Here is a 16,361-nt window from a genome sequence, read left to right as displayed (position 1 = left end):
CGATATTTTCGCGTATGCAAGCAGTACGGTGTGAAGAAACCTGCCCGGTTCCGCGCCGCCGGCCGCTAGGGCCGGGCCTCCGGAACGGCCGAGACCTCGGCGACCCAGGCCTGCCCGGATACGAACTGCCCGATCCCCGACGGCACCGGGTTGCGCAGCCGCAGCCATTGTCCCGGGCAGGTTTCCGGTACCTGGGCCTCCCAGGTCAGCGTGGTCCAGGCGAACGTGCCGGAGAGCCGCTCGCTGGTGCCCAGCGGGCCGTGGCCGCTGCTGGCGCACAGCAGCACCCATTCCAGGCCGCCATCGCTGCGCAACTGGTCGGCACGCATCCGCACCCGGAACCGGTAGCGGCCCGGCGCCAGCAGCAGCGCCTGCTGCAGCCCGGCGTGCGCGGCGGGGCGGTGGTTGAAGCGGATGTGCGCCACCTGGCCCAGGGCGGGGTCGGCATCGGCCTGCAGGTCCACCGCCACGCCCGGGACCCGGACGATCCGCCAGTCGAACCCGTAGCCGCTGATCGGCCGCTCGAAGCTGCCGTTGAACACCGGGGTCAGCGCTTGGCCCGGCGGTACGGCGGGCACCCAGTAGGCGTAGGCCTCGCCCCAACGCTGCTGGCCCATCAGCGCCTCGATCCAGCCACGCTGCTCGGTTGGGTCCAGGTCGCCGGCCTGCAGCAGCAGGTCGAACACGCGCTCGGCCTGCGCATGCTTGCCGCCCTGGATCTCGCGCAGCAGCGGTGCGCGCCACGGCGGCTGCCGCGCCAGCAGCGGGATCATGGCGGCGGCGAAGTCCGCATCGCTGGCCATCTGCGCCAGTGCCGGAACCAGGCTGCGGCCCAAGCGCGGGGAGATGCGCAGGATGCGGTCGATCTCGCCCAGCGCTTCGGCATGGCGCTGGTGGTTGAGGTGGTCCTGCAGCAGCCACGCGCGTGCGGCGATGTCGTGCGGGGTTGCGGCGATGGTGCGTTGATAGAGTTCCCGCGCCGTATCGGTGCGCCCGGCCATCACCTCGCCCTGGGCCAGGATGCGCCAGGCGCGGCCTTCCAGTGGCGCCCGTTGCAGCAGGTGCCGCGCGGTGCCAGCGGCTTGGGTGGCGTGGCCGGCGGCCAGTTGCTGCTCGGCCAGGGCCAGCAGCGCGTCGGGATGTCCGTCCACCCATCCCAGTGCGCGGGCCGGATCGGCGGCGGCCAGGCTGTCGGCGGCGGTATGGGCCACGATGCGCCAGGCGGCCAGCGCCAGCGCGATGCACAGCAGCGCGAACGCCACGCCGTAGAAGGGAGTGCGCGCGTTCACCGGGCCGGATCCTCCAGCAACAGCGATTCGATCCGCCAGTCGTCGTCGCGCCAGGTCAACTCGGCGTGCAGGCGCTGGACCCTGGCATCGGGCGCCGGCCACACCACCGGCACCACGGCGAAGGCGCGGTCGGGCCGATGGGTCCAGCGCGCGTGCGCGGCCTGGATCGTGGGCGCGCCTGCGCTGCCGTGGGCGAGCAGCATGCCGCGGATGCGCTCGGCCTCGTCCATCGCCTGCACGTTGCGCCAGATCGGCGGCGGGATCATCTGCGGCCGGGTGACGAATGCCAGCAGCGCGTCGAGCCGTTCACCGGCCAGTTCCGGGTGCCGGGGCGTCACCGTTGCAGTTGCAATGGGCGCGGGCGTGTCCTCGCCGGAGGCGAGGGCGGTGACGTGCGCGGTGGACGCATGCGCTGCGTTTGCGGGCGTGGATGCCGACGTCGCAGTCGGCACGGTTGCCGCTGGCGTGGGTGCGGGTGCGGGCATGCGCCTCGATGCCTGCTGTGCTGCTGGCGCACTTGTAGTCGCTGCCGTGATCGCAAGCGGTGCTGCTGGCGCACGCGCGGCCGTGGATGCTTCCGGTGCACTGCCGGTCGCAGCGCCCGGCGTGCGTGCGGCAGGTGCGGTGATGGCACGGGCAGGGGTGGATACGGCAGGCAATGCAACAGGTGTAGCGGGCGCTGCGGCGCGCGCGGGCGAAGGTGCAGGCGCAGGTGCAGGCGCGTCGGCGCGAGGTGCCGCTGCGATTGCCGGTGCTGGTGCCGGCGCGGGTGCCTGGTCATCGGTCCTTGGTTGCAGGACCAGTCCGTCGAACAGCGATGCGTCGGCCGCGGCCGTCGTCCCGGGCCGGGCCGCATCGGGTGCCGGTGGCGGCCGGGTGGCGACCCACAGCAGCAGTGCGCACAGGGCCAGCAGCAGTACCGGCAGCACGATGTGCCGACGCGGACGCGTGGTGTCGTCCGGATCAAGCCGGATCCAGCGCGGGGCGAACGCAGATGGCGGCGTGACTGCGGGAGGCGGCGCCGGGTCTGCGGGCGCATCCTGCGGCGCGGCGCGCAGCCGGTTCCAGGCGGCGTTGACCCGCGCGGCAAAGGCCTGCTCGGCTTCGGACTGCACCCGGTCCGGATGCAGCCAGGCCAGCAGCAGCCGGTAATGCGTCTTGAGGCTGTCCAGGTCCGCGCCCGGGCGCAGGCCCAGCACGCGGTAGTCGTCGGCATCCGGGTACAGCAGCACCTCGCGCACGAAAAAGCGCGAGGCTTCCAGCAGGTCGGCGGCATCCACGCCGGTGTGCGCGGAGGCTTCGGCCAGGCGCGCCGGCTGGCCGGTGGCCAGCTGCAGCAGTTCGCGGGTGTGCACCGGCACCGGCTGCGCGCGCGCGGCGTGGCGCAGGGTTGGTGCGCGGAACAGGTCGATGGCCAGCGAGAGTGCGTCTTCCCTGGTCACGACGCCGGCTACTGCCTGGTCAGTTGCGGCTGGTTGCCGTAGGCGTAGTACGACTCGTACTGGTAGCCGTAGCCGGCGGTGCGCGCGTTGTACTTGGTCAGCAGCACGCCGATGATGCGCGCGCGCACGCCGAGCAGGCGCTTGATCACGGCCTGGGCGTTGCCGATCTTGGTGTTGCCGGACTGCACCACGAACAGGGTGGCGTCGGCCACGTTGCCCAGGATCGCCGCGTCGGCCAGGCCAAGCACTGGTGGGCCATCGATGACGATCTGGTCATACACGGTGCCGGCGATGCTCAGCAGCGACACCAGCCGCGAGCCGGACAGCAGTTCGGCCGGGTTTGGCGGCAACGGCCCGGCCAGGATCACGTCCAGGCGCGGCTGCCGTGCGGGGCGCACTGCATCCTCCAGCTTGCCGGCGCCGGAAAGCAGGTTGCTCAAGCCCTTGCCGCTGCCGATCTCCAGTACCCGGTGCAGGGATGGATTGCGCATGTCCGCCTCGATCAGCAGGGTGCGCTTGCCAAGCTGGGCGAAGTTGGCCGCCAGGCTTGCGGCGGAGGTGGACTTGCCCTCGCCCGAACCGGCGCTGGTGATGAGCAGCACCTTGGGCACGCCCTGGTCGGTGGAAAACTGCAGCGCGGTACGCACCGAGCGGTAGGACTCGGAGAATGCCGAGCGCAGGTCGGCCGCCGCGGCCGCCACTGTCTGCTTGCTGGACAGCTGCGGGATGATGCCCAGCACCGACAGGCCCAACCGGTGCTCCACGTCATCGGGCGTCTTGATGGTGTCGTCCAGGAACTCCAGCACCAGCGCGGCCAGCACGCCGGCTACCAGGCCCAGCAGCACGCCCAGCGCAAGGTTGAGCGGCAGGTTGGGCTTGTAGCGCATCAATGGCGCCTGCGCCCGATCGATCACCGAGATGTTGTTGGGGCGCACGTCGCCGGCCACACCTACTTCCTTGTAGCGCTGCAGCAGGCCGTCGTAGAGCTGGCGCGAGGTGTCGGCCTCGCGCTTGAGGATGTTGTACTGGATGCTGCGGCTGTCGGTATCCAGGGTCTCGTCGCGCAGCTCGGCCAGTTGCGCCTGCAGCAGGCTTTCCTGGCGCACGGCCGCGTCGTACTCGGCCTTGACCGATTGGCGCACGTTGTTGATCTCGGCGCCGATCTGCCGGTCCAGCTCCTTGATCTGGCTGCTGAGCTGCTGCATCTCCGGGTACTCGGGCTTGAACACCCGCGACTTCTCCTGGTAGGTGCGCTGCACGTCGGCGCGCTGCTGGCGCAGGGCGCCGGCAATGGAGCCGCTGAGCATGTCCTGCGGCAGCGCGCCGGAGGATTGCACCTGGGTCCAGCGCGCCTGCGCGCGGATGCGCTGCGCCTGGGCCTGGGCCAGCGAGGTGTTCAGCTCGGACAGGTTCTGCCCGACCAGCGAGCCACCGCCAACCGCGCTGACCAGGTTTTCCTTCTGCGCAAACTCCACCAGCTTGCGCTCGGCATCCTCCAGCCGCGACTTGGACACCTGCAGTTGCTGCTCCAGGTAGGCCTTGGCGTAGGACGAGGCACCGAAGCGGCGCTCAAGTTCGCTGGCGATGAAGCCGTCGGCCACGGCGTTGGCCGCGCGCGCGGAAAAGTGCGGCTCGGAGCTGTCGAAGTGGATGCTGACCAGGCGCGAGCGCGGCTGCGGGGCCACGGTCAGCGCTTCCTGGACCATGTTCGCGGCCCGGCGGCGGACCCGCTCGGGGCTGTCTTCAGGGTCGGCGGTGGAGCCGGGCGTAGGCACGGCCGGCGTGGCGGGTGCTTCGGCCGGCCGCACCACCGCTTTCAGGCGCGACAGCCAGGAGGGCGGGTTGAGGCGTTGCAGGCGCTCCCGGGTCAGGTCCAGGTCGTCGACCACGCGTTCGGCCAGCGCCCGGCTCTTCAACAGGCCGATCTGGGTGGTGAGGAATTCCGGGTCCACCCCGCCGGGAGTGCCCAGTTCACCGGCCTGCACCACCTGCTGGGTGTGGCGCTCGATCTGCAGGACTGCGGTGGCGCGGTAGATGGGCGTGGCCAGCAGGGTGGCCAGCAGGGCGAGGGCGACCACGCCGCCGAGCACGCCCAGGATCAGCCAGCGGCGCTTGAGGATGATGCGCCAGTAGGCACGCAGGTCGATGGTGTCGTCATCGCCACGCTCCTCGCGTGCGGCAGCCAGCAGCAGTGCGCGATCGGGCGCGGCCACGGCCGGCACCTGCGCCGCGCCCGCGGCACGGGTGGGTAGCTGGTCCGGGTCGTCACCCAGTGGTCCGGTCGGAAGCTGGTCCTTGCTCATGGATGTCCGGGTCGATGATCGGTCGCTAGGTCAGTAATACGGGCGCCAGAAGAATCCAAGTACCGGTACGGTTTCGATGAACCGGCGCAGCGCGGTCTTGCTGCCGGATGTCTCCACCACGATGATGTCGTCGCCGAACAGCTGCGGGTCTTCCACCCGGCCGCTGCGCAGCTCGCGCATGTCGTACACGGCGGCAAGCTTCTGCCCGTCGATCTGCCGGAACAGGACCACGCCGCGCAGGTCGGCCAGCGGGTCCAGGCCTTCGGCGATGGCGATGGCCTGCAACAGCGTGGTGCGGCCGGTCAGCGGATAGATGCCCGGCTTCTTCAGCGCGCCTTCCAGGGTGATGCGCTGGCTGGAGAATTCCTTGACGAACACGGTGACCTGCGGATCCTGCAGGAAACCCTCCGCGTAGCGTCGGGTCAGCTCGGTTTCCAGTTCCGGCACGGTCTTGCCGCCGGCAATGACCGCGCCCACCAGCGGCAGCGAGATCTGCCCGTTGGAGTTGACCCGGGTGGTGCGGTTGAGCTCGTCCACGCCGAACACGCTGATCTCGATCAGGTCCGAGGCACCGAGCCGGTATTCGGACGCGCCCTCGTAGGCGCCGGCCGCATTGGTGGTATCCGGCGGCGGCAGCGCCTCGCCGGTGGTCACCGCGCGCACATTGCGCGAATTGCTGGAGCAGGCCGCAACCAGCAGCAGGCACAGGCACGCGGCGGCGACACGGAACGCTCGGCAAGGACGCATCGACGGTCTCTGGGAAGCTGCGCGGATCGGCGGCGATGCCTATATATAGCGCATTGTCCCCTGCGGTCGCCGGCAAGACCGGCTCCTGCGCGGAGGGACGTGTTCGCCCACGCAAGAAAGCCCGCGGCGATGGCGGGCTTTGGTCACGTAATGCGTTGTTTTACCGGGAAAATCTGGTGGCTATGGGTGGAATCGAACCACCGACCTCGGGATTATGAGTCTCGCGCTCTAACCGTCTGAGCTACATAGCCAATTTTCAGATTTCTACTTCTTGGACCCCGACTTTATGAGCCTTGCGCTCCGGCCGTCCGGGTTCATGTCCACGCAAATGGACCGCCAATTTTTCCCCTTCCCGGGCGTGGTGTCAATGCGCGCTTGTCGCCCCGGCGGGGGCATGGCAGAGTCGGGACAGTCGAAGTTTTCGGAGTCCGTCGTGATCGATCCGGACGGATACAGGCCCAACGTCGGTATCGTGCTGATGCGTCCCGACGGGCAGGTGTTCTGGGCGCGGCGTGTGCGGCGCGACGGCTGGCAGTTCCCGCAGGGCGGGATGCGCAGCGACGAAACCCCGGTGGAAGCCATGTACCGGGAGCTGCACGAGGAGACCGGGTTGTCTCCCGAGCACGTGGAAGTGCTGGGTGCCACCCCGGGCTGGCTGCGCTACCGGTTGCCGGGGCGGGCGATGCGGCGTGGCGATGGGCCGGTGTGCATCGGCCAGAAGCAGGTGTGGTTCCTGCTGCGCCTGCTCGGCGACGAGTCGCAGGTGCGCCTGGACCTGACCGATACGCCGGAGTTCGACCATTGGCGCTGGGTGGATTTCTGGTATCCGGTCGAGCATGTGGTGACCTTCAAGCGTGGCGTGTACGCGCGCGCGCTGCGCCACCTGGCGCCGCTGGCGCACGGCAGTGGCGCCGCGATCCTGCAGATGTCGGCTGCGGCCCAGAAGGCATGGCTGCCGGGCAGCAGCGGTGGCCACGAGCGCCCGCGCAAGCGTTTCCCCGGTGCCCGCGGGCGGCATTCGACGGTGTGACTGCTCCGACCCGGATGCTCATGGTTCTCAATTGACAGCCATTCTCATCCGTGATGCAATCGCGGCCAGTTCCCAGCACCTGATACCGCCGTGTACGTCTGCATCTGCAACGGGGTCACCGACAAACAGATCCGCCAGGCCGTCGAGGACGGATGTGACAGCGTGGCCGAGCTGACCATGCGTACCGGCTGCGGCTCCAGCTGCGGCTCGTGCCTGGACATGGCCGCTGCGCTGGTTGCCGAGTGCCGGGACGCGCGCGACCTGCCGCTGCCGCTGCTGCCCGTCGCCGCCTGATCCGGCCCCCGGCGCATGCCGCCGGCAATGAACACGATTCGCGTTACTCCGTCGCCACGCGCGGCGCGCTAGAGTGCCTGCGGTTCAAGGCATACGGGAGTACGGCGATGAAGGGCGATGCGAAGGTCATCCAATACCTCAACAAGGCGCTCTACAACGAGCTGACCGCGATCAACCAGTACTTCCTGCACGCCAAGATGCTGAAGAACTGGGGCCTGAAGGAACTGGCCGAGCACGAGTACAAGGAATCGATCGACGAGATGCACCACGCCGACTGGCTGGCCGAGCGCATCCTGTTCCTTGAAGGCCTGCCCAACTTCCAGGCGCTGGGCAAGCTGCGCATCGGCGAAGGCCCGCGCGAGGTACTCGAATGCGACCTGGCGCTGGAGCTGGACGGCATCCCGCTGCTGCGCGAGGCGGTGGCCTATTGCGAGTCGGTAGGTGACTACGTCAGCCGCCAGTTGTTCGTGAAGATCCTCGACAGCGAGGAAGAGCACGTGGACTGGATCGAAACCCAGCTCGACCTGATCGGCCGCATCGGCGAGCCCAACTACCTGTTGAGCAAGCTGGAAGACTAGGCCTTGGCGGCTGTCGCCGACAGCCAGCCTTGCAGGGCGATGCGCGCGCGCGCGAACTCGGCGATCAGCAGGGCCACGGCAACCGCCGGCCGGTCCAGTGCGTTGGCACGCGCGCCCAGTTCGATGCGCTTGGCCGTGGCCGACAGGGCCAGCGCACCGACGTTGGCACTGGACGACTTGAGCGCGTGGGCGGCTTCGCGCATCGCATCCAGGTCGGGCGCGGCGCTGGCCTGTTCCAGTTGCCGTACCAGGCGCGGGGCATCTTCCAGGAACAGGCGCACGATCGTCTGCGCTTCCGCGCCGGCGATCTCCAGCAGTTCGTCCAGGATCTCGGTATCGAGCACGGCGGCGGCCGCCGCATCTGGCGCGGGTGCAGGCTGGGGTGCGGCAGGTGGCGGTGCTGCGGCGGGCCGGGGTGCTTGCGGAGCGGCGGCGCGCACGGCAGGCGCGGGTGTGGCGGGCGCTGTTGCCGGTGCCGTGGCAGGGATCTGCGTGGGCGATGCCTGCGCTGCCGATGCGCGTGACGGTGCGCTGCCCAGCCAGCGGAGCAGGCAGGCATCCAACTGGTCGCGCGCCACCGGCTTGGACAGGTAGTCATCCATGCCCGCGTCCAGGCAGCGCTGGCGGTCGCCGGCCATGGCGTTGGCCGTGGTCGCGATGATCGGCAGGCGCCGGCCGGATGCATTGGCGGCTTCGTGTTCACGCCAGCGGCGGGTGGCGGCATAGCCGTCCAGCACCGGCATCTGGCAGTCCATCAGCACCAGGTCGTAGGCGTTGTCGATCATGTGCGCCAGCGCGACCTCGCCGTTGGGGGCGGTGTCGCAGGTGTAGCCCAGCACTGCCAGCAGCTTCTGCGCCACCAGCATGTTCACCGGGTTGTCCTCCACCAGCAGCAGGCGCGGCGATGCGCCGGGCGATGCCTGGACGGCGGTGCCGGCAGCTGCGGGCATGGCTGCGGAAGCATGGGCAGGGCGGGCGTCCGCTGCGGGTGCAGGTGCGGGTGCAGGTGCGGGTGCAGGTGCGGGTGCAGGTGCAGCTGCAGGTGCAGCTGCAGGTGCGGAGGCAGGTATCGACGCGGATACAGGCGTGGGTGCGGATTCCCGCTGCGGCTCCGCTGCAGCCGGTGCCGGTGGTGCCGGCGCCGGGCGGTCGGTTGCCAGCGAAGGCTGCAGGCTGCCACGCAGCTCGGTGTCGGGCACCTGTCGCGGCAACACGCTGGCACCCTGCTGCAGGTCCTCCGGCACGCTTTCCTCGTCGTACAGCCACAGCAGGCGCACATCGGCGTAGGCGGCGGTGCGGGTCAGGGCGCGGTGCAGTGCAGTGGCGCTGCGGCGCAGGCCATCGTGGTCGGCCAGCACCGCGAAGTAGCCGGTGGGGCGTCCCGGCGCGGTCTGTCCACGCAGGCGCTCCAGCGCTTCCTGGGTGGTTTCCACGATGCTCACGGTCATGCCCCAGTTGGGCAGCAGCAAGGCCATGCGCTGGCGCAGGCGCAGGTCCGGGGAGACCACCAGCACCCGGCGCGTGGAGTCCTGCGCTCCGTGGGGCGGCTGCAGGTCGCCGATCACCTTCAGCAGCGGGATCTCGAACCAGAAGGTGGAGCCCTGGCCGCGCTCGGACTGGACGCCGATGCGTCCGCCCATCAGGTCCACGATGCGCTTGCAGATGGCCAGGCCCAGGCCGGTGCCGCCGTACAGGCGGGTGGTGGAGGCGTCGGCCTGGCTGAAGGCGCGGAACAGGCGCGCCTGCTGCTCCTGGTCCAGGCCGATGCCGGTGTCGCGGACCTCGAAGCGCAACTGGTGCTGGGCCTGGGTCTGCCCGAGGCGCTGGACCGACAGGCGGATGCTGCCGCGCGCGGTGAACTTGACCGCATTGCCGATCAGGTTGGTCAGCACCTGGCGCAGGCGCACCGGGTCGCCGCGGACCGGCAGGCGCACGTTCGGGTCGATGGCCAGTTCCACGCGCAGGCCCTTGCTTTCGGCCGCGCGCTGCATCAATTGCAGCACCGCCTCCAGCAGCTCGCGCAGGTTGAAGGTGGTGACCTCCAGCTCAAGCCGGTCGGCCTCCAGCTTGGAGTAATCGAGGATGTCGTCGACGATGCGCAGCAGCTGCTGCGAGGAGTCGTGCGCCGTGCGCAGCATCTCGCGCTGGTCGGAGGCCAGGTTGCCGCGGGCGATCAGGTCCAGCATCGGGATGATGCCGTTGAGCGGGGTGCGGATCTCGTGGCTCATGGTGGCCAGGAACTCGCCCTTGGCCAGCACCGCGGCTTCGGCGGCCTGCTTGGCCTGCACCAGTTGCTGTTCGAGCTGGTCGTGGCGCAGGACGTCGCGCTGCAACTGGTTGCGCTCGTACTCGGCGGTGGCCGCGCGGGCCAGGGTCGCTTCCAGCGCGCGGTTCTGCGCGCGCGCGGCGGCCATTGCGGCCAATGCCGCCACCAGCGCGCAGCCGGCCAGGATCACCACCAGCAGGCTCCACGGGCCGTCGAATCCAGCCCGTGCTGCACCCAGCGCCGCCAGGATGGCAACGGCGGCCAGCGCCGCCAGGCCGGCCCAGAGGCTGCGCGACCCGTGCGCCACCCTAGAGCACCGCGTTCTGGAAATCGAAGTCCAGGTCGCTGCCGACCGAGCTGACCAGGTTGCCCTGGACGAAGTCGATGCCGGCCACCCACATCGCCGCGGCTGCCTGCGGGTCCTCGATCTGCTGGCCGATCACCTGCAGGTTCTGGCGGTGGGCCATCTCGATCACCGCGCGCAACTGGTCGCGCAGGGCGTTGTCCTGGTGCGCGGCGGCGAAGCGCCCGGCCATGCGCACGTAGCCCAGCGGCATCTGCGTGAGCAGCGCGTCGGCTTCATCGCCCGGCTCGAACTGGCCCAGGCAGAACTGCACGCCCACCGGCATCAGCCGGCGGCAGAACTCGGCCAGGGTCACCGCGTGGATCAGGGCGTCGGCCAGGCGGATGTCGATCACCACCGCGCTGCCGTCGATGTTGCGTTCGGAGATGGCCTGCAGGATCCAGTCGGCAAACGCCTCGCGCGCCAGGGTGCGCGGCGACTGCGACACGAACAGGCGCAACGGTGCGCCCTGTTCGGCGCGTTGCGCCACCAGGTTCAGCGCATGCTCCATCACCTGCTGGTCCAGGTCGGCGATGCGGCCGCTGGCCTCGGCCGCCGGGATCACCTGGCCTGCAGAGAGCACGGTGCCGTCGGGCTGGCGCAGGCGCATCAGCACCTGGTACTGGGCCAGGTCGCTGCCGGCCACCGAGACGATCGGCTGGTAGGCCAGCTCGATCTGGCCCTCCAGCAGGGCCAGGCGTTCCTGCTCTTCGTGATCGCTGGGCGGCACGTAGGCGGCCACGCCATCGCTGCTCAGGCGTGCCTGCAGGGCGCTGCGTTCGATCGCCTCCAGCGCCGAGCCGGCATCGGTGAAGCCCTGCGACAGCGCGGCATAGCCCACGGCGCTGCGCAATTGCACGCGCTCCTCGTCGCGGATCATGAAGTTTTCCATGGCCAGCCGGGTGCGGATGCCGGCCGCGGTCGGGGCCAGGCCGTCCTTGTCGGCCCCGCGCGACAGCGCCAGGAAGCTGTTGTCGTTGAGCCGGGCCAGCGGCGCGGGCGCCACGATCTGGGCCAGGCGCCGCCCGGCCTCGGCCATCAGGCGTTCGAAGGAGGCATAGCCGTAGTGTTCGCGCAGGCTCAGCGCCCCGGCCACCTCGACGAAGAACAGCCCGCCTTCCTCGCCGGTGGCCAGCGCCTGGTCGATCTGCTGCAGCAACCAGCCACGGGTGGCCAGGCCGGTCTCCGGGTTGTTGCGCGGTGCACCGGCCGGCGCGGCTGCGGCGGCCGCTTCGCGCGACTGCGCGCGCAGGCGCTGGATCCGGTTGGAGACCGCTGCGATGAGGTGGCGCGGACGCACCGGCTTGGACAGGAAATCATCGGCGCCGCCTTCCAGCGCCTCGAACTGGCGCTCCGGGTCCGGGTCGCCGGTCAGGAACACGATGGGCAGCAACTGCAGGCCGGGCTGCTCGCGGATCAGGGCGGTCAGGTGGATGCCGTCCAGGCCGGGCATGTGCAGGTCCATCAGGATCAGGTCCGGATGGAAGCGGTTGATCGCCTCGATCACGCCAGCCGGTTCCTGCACCTCGGCCTGCATCCCGGCGCCTTGCAGCACGCTCTGCGCGAACAGCGCCTGGCTGCGGTCGTCCTCCACGATCAGCACGCGGTAGGGCGGCTCTTCCTCGACCTCGGCCTCGGCCGGCTCCGGCGCGGCAGCGGCTGCTGCGGCCTCGGCCGGTGCGTCCGGGTCCGTCTCCAGGGCGTCGCCCACCCACCGCCGCCAGTAATGCGGCGGCGGGGTTTCCGCGCGCGCGCGCTGGCGTGCGGCCGGCTCTTCCAGAGTGGGCACGGAGTCTCTTACAGCCATCGGTCTTCCCTGGTGCAGGAGCGCATTATGCGATGAAGGACAAGCATGGGGGCAAGGTACGCAATCATGCCATCGGAGGCGCGATCAGGCGGCGCACGCCGCGGGCCAGGATGCGCCAGATCCACCACACCACCAGCGCTCCGGTGACGCTGAATCCCACCACCAGGGCCAACGCGACCCACGGATAGGCCATTGCCAGGGCCAGGCCGCCGATCACCACGGTGTCCTCGGCCACCGAGGCGACCATGTTGCTGGCAGGCTCGGGCGAGGTGTTGATCAGCGCGCGCGCACTGGCCTTGAGCCCGTGGCTGGCCAGTGCCGTACCCGCGCCGACGGCCAGGGCACCGGGGCCAAGGCTGCCGTCGGGCGACAATGCGGCGGCGGCCAGGAACGCACCGGCCGGAATCCGCGCCAGGGTCTGCAGCAGGTCCCACACCGAATCCACGCCGGGGATCTTGTCGGCGAAGAACTCGGCCACGGCCAGTGCGCCGGAGGTGCCCAGCACCCACCAGGACTGGGTCGCCTGCAGTGCCGGCGGCAGGTCCACCCACCCCAGCAGCCCGGCCAGGCCGACGCCGAACACGGTCAGGTAGGCGCGGATGCCGGCCATCCAGGCCAGCAGCAGGCCGATCACGAACAGATGTGCTTCGGTCATGGGTGTTCCCGGGCAGGGGCGCGTGGCGGCGGGAGGGGGATGGCGGGGCGGTTTACACTAGCCGGCCCGGCCTGGCCTGGAGTATAGGCAGAATCCCGCTGCCATCCCTTCGATGTCCGAACCCCCCCGCCGCTTCCGCATCGTCCCGCACCGCGCCCTCCCGAGCCGGGGCTGGGTGCTGGGCATCGCCGTGGTGTGGCTGCTGAGCCTGGCGGCGGCATGGGGGCTGGCGACCTGGCGCGCGGTACCGAGCCTGGGCCAGATGCACGGCCAGCTGCGCGCGGCCGACCGCGACGCGGCCCGCCAGCAGGAACGCCTGGCCGAGCTGAACCAGCGCCTGGTCACCCTGCAGCGCTCGGACCAGATTTCGCGCGCGGCCAATGGCGAGCTGCAATCCTCGCTGGCCGAGCGCGACGAGGAGATCGCCGCGTTGCGCGCCGACGTGGCCTTCTACGAGCGCCTGGTCGGCGCCACCACCCAGCGCAAGGGCCTGAGCGTGCACTCGGTGGAGTTCACCCAGGAGGAAGCCGGCACCTGGCGCTACCGGGCGGTGCTGACCCAGAACCTCAACCGCGGCGCGATCAGCCAGGGCCAGATGCGCTTCTCGGTGGAGGGCGTGCGCGCCGGCAAGCTGGCCAGCATCGGCTGGAACGAGTTGCACCAGCGCGCCGACACGCCGGGCAAGGAGTATTCCTTCCGCTATTTCCAGGAGTTGGGCGGCAGCGTGATGCTGCCCCGGGACTTCACCCCGCAACATGTGCGAATCTCCCTGCGCGGCAACAGCGGCAATGTGGAACAGACCTTCGAATGGAAACCCGCCACCGGCGGATGAGGCAGGCGAGCATGTTCAAGAGCAAATCCACCCAGCGCAATGGCTTTTCCATCGACACCCTGATCGGCCCGGACGTGACCGTGCGCGGCGACCTGGAGTTCAGCGGCGGGCTGTACGTGGAAGGCCGCATCCAGGGCAAGGTGCAGGCCGTTGCCGGCAAGCCGGCCACCCTGATCCTGGCCGAGGACGGGGTGATCGAAGGCGAGGTCCATGCCCCGGTGGTGGTGGTCAACGGCCAGCTGGACGGCGACGTGCATGCGTTCGAGCGGGTCGAGCTGGCACCCAAGGCCCGGGTCCAGGGCAATGTCCACTACGCGGTGGTGGAGATGAGTGCAGGTGCCCAGCTCACCGGGCGCCTGGTGCACGCGCCGGCGCAGACCCGCGCGCTGCCGGCACCGGAGGAGCGGGAAGCGGCCCGGGCTTGATCCGCGGCCCGCGCGCCCCCATCCCATGAGCATGATCCCGCTTCCCACCGCCGCTCCCAGTTACCAGCAGCTCGACCGGCCGCTGAGCTTCAGCCCGTCCGCCGCCGCCAAGGTGCGCGAACTGGTGGCCGAGGAAGGCAACGCCGAGCTGAAGCTGCGCGTGTACATCCAGGGCGGCGGCTGTTCGGGCTTCCAGTACGGCTTCGAGTTCGACGAGAGCCAGGCCGAGGACGACATGGCCGTGGCCACCGATGGCGTTGTGCTGCTGGTGGACCCGCTGAGCCTGCAATACCTGATGGGCGCCGAGGTCGACTACAGCGAGGGCCTGAGCGGCGCCCAGTTCGTGATCCGCAATCCCAACGCCAAGACCACCTGCGGCTGCGGCAGCAGCTTCACCGTGTGACCGCGCGGGGCGCGCGGTGACCGACCCGGCGCTCGACTCCGCTTCGGCCCAGGCGCTGGGCGGCTTCGCCTTCCAGGACACCGGCCTGGACCGCGCCGACACCTTGCGTGACGATCCCGATGCCCTGCGCCGGCACTGGCCGCAGGCACGCCTGCTGCTGCTTGATGGGCAGGGCCGCGCCGCCGCCGATGCGCACGGTGCGTGCCTGCCACTGCGGGGCGACCGCTTCGGCGGCGGCCCGGGCGCAGCCGTGTTCCTCGGCCTGGATGCCGAGGGCCAGGCGTGGTTCGCACTGGAGGCCGACACCGTTCCCGCGGTGGGTGCGGCCCGCTGGATCGACCTGCGCGAAGCGGCCGTGCACTGGCCGGCAAGCGAAGCCGGCGCCTTCGCCTATGCCCGCGGGATGCTGTACTGGCATGCTCGCACCCGCTATTGCGGGGTCTGCGGCGGAGCGGTGGCGTTCCGCCGGGCCGGCTTCGTCGGCCACTGCGCGCAGTGCGGCAACGACCACTACCCGCGCGTGGACCCGGCGGTGATCATGGCCGTGGACGATGGCGAGCGCCTGCTGCTGGGCCGCCAGCCGGGGTGGGCGGCGCAGCGCTGGTCGGTGCTGGCCGGCTTCATCGAGCCGGGCGAATCGCCCGAGCAGGCGGTGGCCCGCGAGGTGTACGAGGAAACCGCGGTGCGGGTGCAGCATTGCCGCTATCTGGGCGCGCAGCCGTGGCCGTTCCCCGGTGCGCTGATGCTGGGCTATGCGGCCCGGGCACAGGCGGCCGAGCCGCGGGTCAGCGCCGAGCTGGAGGCGGCGCGCTGGTTCAGCCGCGAAGAAATCGCGCGTGCGCTGGACGGTGGCGGGGCGCAGGCCGATGGTCCGCGCCTGGCCTCGCCGATCTCCATTGCCCATGCCCTGATCGTGCGCTGGCACGAGGGCGTGCACGCCGGACTCACGCCACAGTAGCGCTACTGCTGCAACGCAGTGGCTAGAATCGGGGGCCGAGAGGGAGGGAGCCAATGTTCACGACCCTGGTCGCCGTCATCGCTGCGCTGGTGCTCGGGCACATCGCCCCGACCCTGGTGGTGGCGCTGCGCCGGTTCAACTGGTTCCGGCAGTGCCTGCTGTGGCTGGGCCGGCAGGACGGGCAGGGTGGCCTGTGGAGCGGGCGTCACGGACTGTGGCTGGTGCTGCTGCCGCCGGTGCTGCTGGTGCTGCTGGTGCAACTGCTGCTGGCGGACTTGCTGCTGGGGTTGCCGGCGCTGCTGTTCGGCGTGCTGGTGCTGGTCTATGCCTGGGGCCCGCGTGACCTGGACGTGGATGTGGAGTCGGTGCTCGATGCCGACGATGCCGTCACGCGGCGCCAGCGCCTGGACCTGCTCGCGTCCACCACGGGGCAGGCGGTGGATGCAGGCGCGGGGCTGTCCGGCATGGTGTTCCGCAGTGCGTTGCGGCGCTGGTTCGCGCCGCTGTTCTGGTTCCTGCTGCTCGGTCCGGCCGGGGCGATGCTGTACCGGTTGTGCGAGCGTGCCGCCGTGCACGCGCCGGCGCTGCTGCCGCAGGAAAACGCGGCAGGCGCGCGCCGCCTGCTGCGCTGGCTGGAGTGGCCGGTCGCCCAGGCCATGACCCTGTCGCTGGCGCTGGCCGGCGACTTCGCCAAGGTGGCGCGCGCGTGGCGTGTGGCTGGTGGCAACCGCTGGCAGGCGCGCAGCGGCTTCCTGGAGGAATGCGCACGTGCGGCCGTGTCGGGTGAACTGGCCGAAGACCTGGAAGATGCGCGTCGCGAAGGTTATCCCGTCGCCGACGTCGAAAGCCCCGAGTTGCGCGATGCAATGAGCCTGGTCTGGCGGATGCTGCTGCTGTGGCTGGCGTTGCTGGCACTGCTGATCATCGCCGGCTGGGTGGGCTGAGCCTGCTGTTGTAGGAGCCGGCCTTGCCGGCGACCTGGGGATCGA

Annotated in this window: 15 protein-coding genes and 1 tRNA gene; 8 read left to right on the top strand and 8 right to left on the bottom strand. The window is 70.4% G+C overall.

What is annotated here, in order from left to right; translation table 11 throughout:
• Window positions 1–65: 65 nt before the first annotated feature.
• From ACEJ41_RS11365 to ACEJ41_RS11345, 5 genes are all read right to left on the bottom strand, one after another.
• Window positions 66–1,289, bottom strand: coding sequence for a tetratricopeptide repeat protein (locus tag ACEJ41_RS11365; protein ID WP_374012379.1), 1,224 nt, complete (start codon window positions 1,287–1,289; stop codon window positions 66–68).
• Entirely contained in the window at window positions 1,286–2,731 is a 1,446-nt protein-coding gene (locus ACEJ41_RS11360; RefSeq protein WP_374012378.1) for a J domain-containing protein, read from the bottom strand. The genes ACEJ41_RS11365 and ACEJ41_RS11360 overlap by 4 nt, the downstream gene beginning before the upstream one ends.
• 8 nt (window positions 2,732–2,739) lie before the next feature.
• On the bottom strand, window positions 2,740–5,034 hold the full coding sequence (locus tag ACEJ41_RS11355) for a GumC family protein (protein ID WP_374012377.1): 2,295 nt from the start codon (window positions 5,032–5,034) through the stop codon (window positions 2,740–2,742).
• A 30-nt stretch (window positions 5,035–5,064) separates the two neighbouring features.
• The gene (locus tag ACEJ41_RS11350) at window positions 5,065–5,781 is read right to left on the bottom strand and encodes a polysaccharide biosynthesis/export family protein (RefSeq protein ID WP_374012376.1); all 717 of its coding nucleotides are present in this window, start codon (window positions 5,779–5,781) and stop codon (window positions 5,065–5,067) included.
• 174 nt (window positions 5,782–5,955) lie between these two features.
• Window positions 5,956–6,032, bottom strand: a tRNA-Met gene (locus ACEJ41_RS11345).
• A 182-nt stretch (window positions 6,033–6,214) separates the two neighbouring features.
• Between ACEJ41_RS11345 and ACEJ41_RS11340 the strand changes: the two genes are divergently transcribed.
• From ACEJ41_RS11340 to bfr, 3 genes are all read left to right on the top strand, one after another.
• Window positions 6,215–6,811: an RNA pyrophosphohydrolase gene (locus tag ACEJ41_RS11340; RefSeq protein WP_374012375.1), complete on the top strand. Its 597-nt coding sequence runs from the start codon at window positions 6,215–6,217 to the stop codon at window positions 6,809–6,811.
• 90 nt (window positions 6,812–6,901) lie between these two features.
• Window positions 6,902–7,105, top strand: coding sequence for a bacterioferritin-associated ferredoxin (locus tag ACEJ41_RS11335; protein ID WP_374012374.1), 204 nt, complete (start codon window positions 6,902–6,904; stop codon window positions 7,103–7,105).
• 107 nt (window positions 7,106–7,212) lie between these two features.
• Window positions 7,213–7,683: a bacterioferritin gene (gene bfr, locus ACEJ41_RS11330; protein ID WP_374012373.1), complete on the top strand. Its 471-nt coding sequence runs from the start codon at window positions 7,213–7,215 to the stop codon at window positions 7,681–7,683.
• On the opposite strand, the gene ACEJ41_RS11325 is transcribed toward bfr, so the two are convergent.
• The 3 genes from ACEJ41_RS11325 to ACEJ41_RS11315 form a co-directional block, all read right to left on the bottom strand.
• Window positions 7,680–10,223, bottom strand: a complete 2,544-nt coding sequence (locus ACEJ41_RS11325) for an ATP-binding protein (RefSeq protein WP_374014133.1) — start codon at window positions 10,221–10,223, stop codon at window positions 7,680–7,682. The two genes, bfr and ACEJ41_RS11325, sit on opposite strands and share 4 nt — an antisense overlap.
• A gap of 34 nt (window positions 10,224–10,257) precedes the next feature.
• On the bottom strand, window positions 10,258–12,099 hold the full coding sequence (locus ACEJ41_RS11320) for an EAL domain-containing protein (RefSeq protein ID WP_374012372.1): 1,842 nt from the start codon (window positions 12,097–12,099) through the stop codon (window positions 10,258–10,260).
• A gap of 64 nt (window positions 12,100–12,163) precedes the next feature.
• On the bottom strand, window positions 12,164–12,754 hold the full coding sequence (locus ACEJ41_RS11315; RefSeq protein ID WP_374012371.1) for a DUF4126 domain-containing protein: 591 nt from the start codon (window positions 12,752–12,754) through the stop codon (window positions 12,164–12,166).
• Window positions 12,755–12,866: 112 nt separating this feature from the next.
• Here ACEJ41_RS11315 and ACEJ41_RS11310 point away from each other — a divergent pair, with 112 nt between their 5' ends.
• Genes ACEJ41_RS11310 through ACEJ41_RS11290 form a run of 5 tightly spaced genes read left to right on the top strand, consistent with a single transcriptional unit; the run spans window position 12,867 to window position 16,316 of the window.
• Window positions 12,867–13,586: a DUF6776 family protein gene (locus ACEJ41_RS11310; protein ID WP_374012370.1), complete on the top strand. Its 720-nt coding sequence runs from the start codon at window positions 12,867–12,869 to the stop codon at window positions 13,584–13,586.
• Window positions 13,587–13,597: 11 nt separating this feature from the next.
• Window positions 13,598–14,011, top strand: a complete 414-nt coding sequence (locus ACEJ41_RS11305) for a polymer-forming cytoskeletal protein (RefSeq protein ID WP_374012369.1) — start codon at window positions 13,598–13,600, stop codon at window positions 14,009–14,011.
• A gap of 25 nt (window positions 14,012–14,036) precedes the next feature.
• Window positions 14,037–14,414, top strand: coding sequence for an iron-sulfur cluster insertion protein ErpA (erpA, locus tag ACEJ41_RS11300; protein WP_374012368.1), 378 nt, complete (start codon window positions 14,037–14,039; stop codon window positions 14,412–14,414).
• 16 nt (window positions 14,415–14,430) lie between these two features.
• The gene (gene nudC, locus ACEJ41_RS11295) at window positions 14,431–15,372 is read left to right on the top strand and encodes an NAD(+) diphosphatase (RefSeq protein WP_374012367.1); all 942 of its coding nucleotides are present in this window, start codon (window positions 14,431–14,433) and stop codon (window positions 15,370–15,372) included.
• Window positions 15,373–15,425: 53 nt separating this feature from the next.
• Complete coding sequence (locus ACEJ41_RS11290) at window positions 15,426–16,316, top strand: hypothetical protein (RefSeq protein WP_374012366.1); 891 nt, start codon at window positions 15,426–15,428, stop codon at window positions 16,314–16,316.
• Window positions 16,317–16,361 lie beyond the last annotated feature (45 nt).

Source organism: Pseudoxanthomonas koreensis (assembly GCF_041890415.1).
GTDB classification, from domain to species: Bacteria; Pseudomonadota; Gammaproteobacteria; order Xanthomonadales; family Xanthomonadaceae; genus Pseudoxanthomonas; species Pseudoxanthomonas koreensis_A.
The sequence above is the reverse complement of the archived record's forward strand: the minus strand, read 5'-3'. Positions and strand labels throughout refer to the sequence as shown.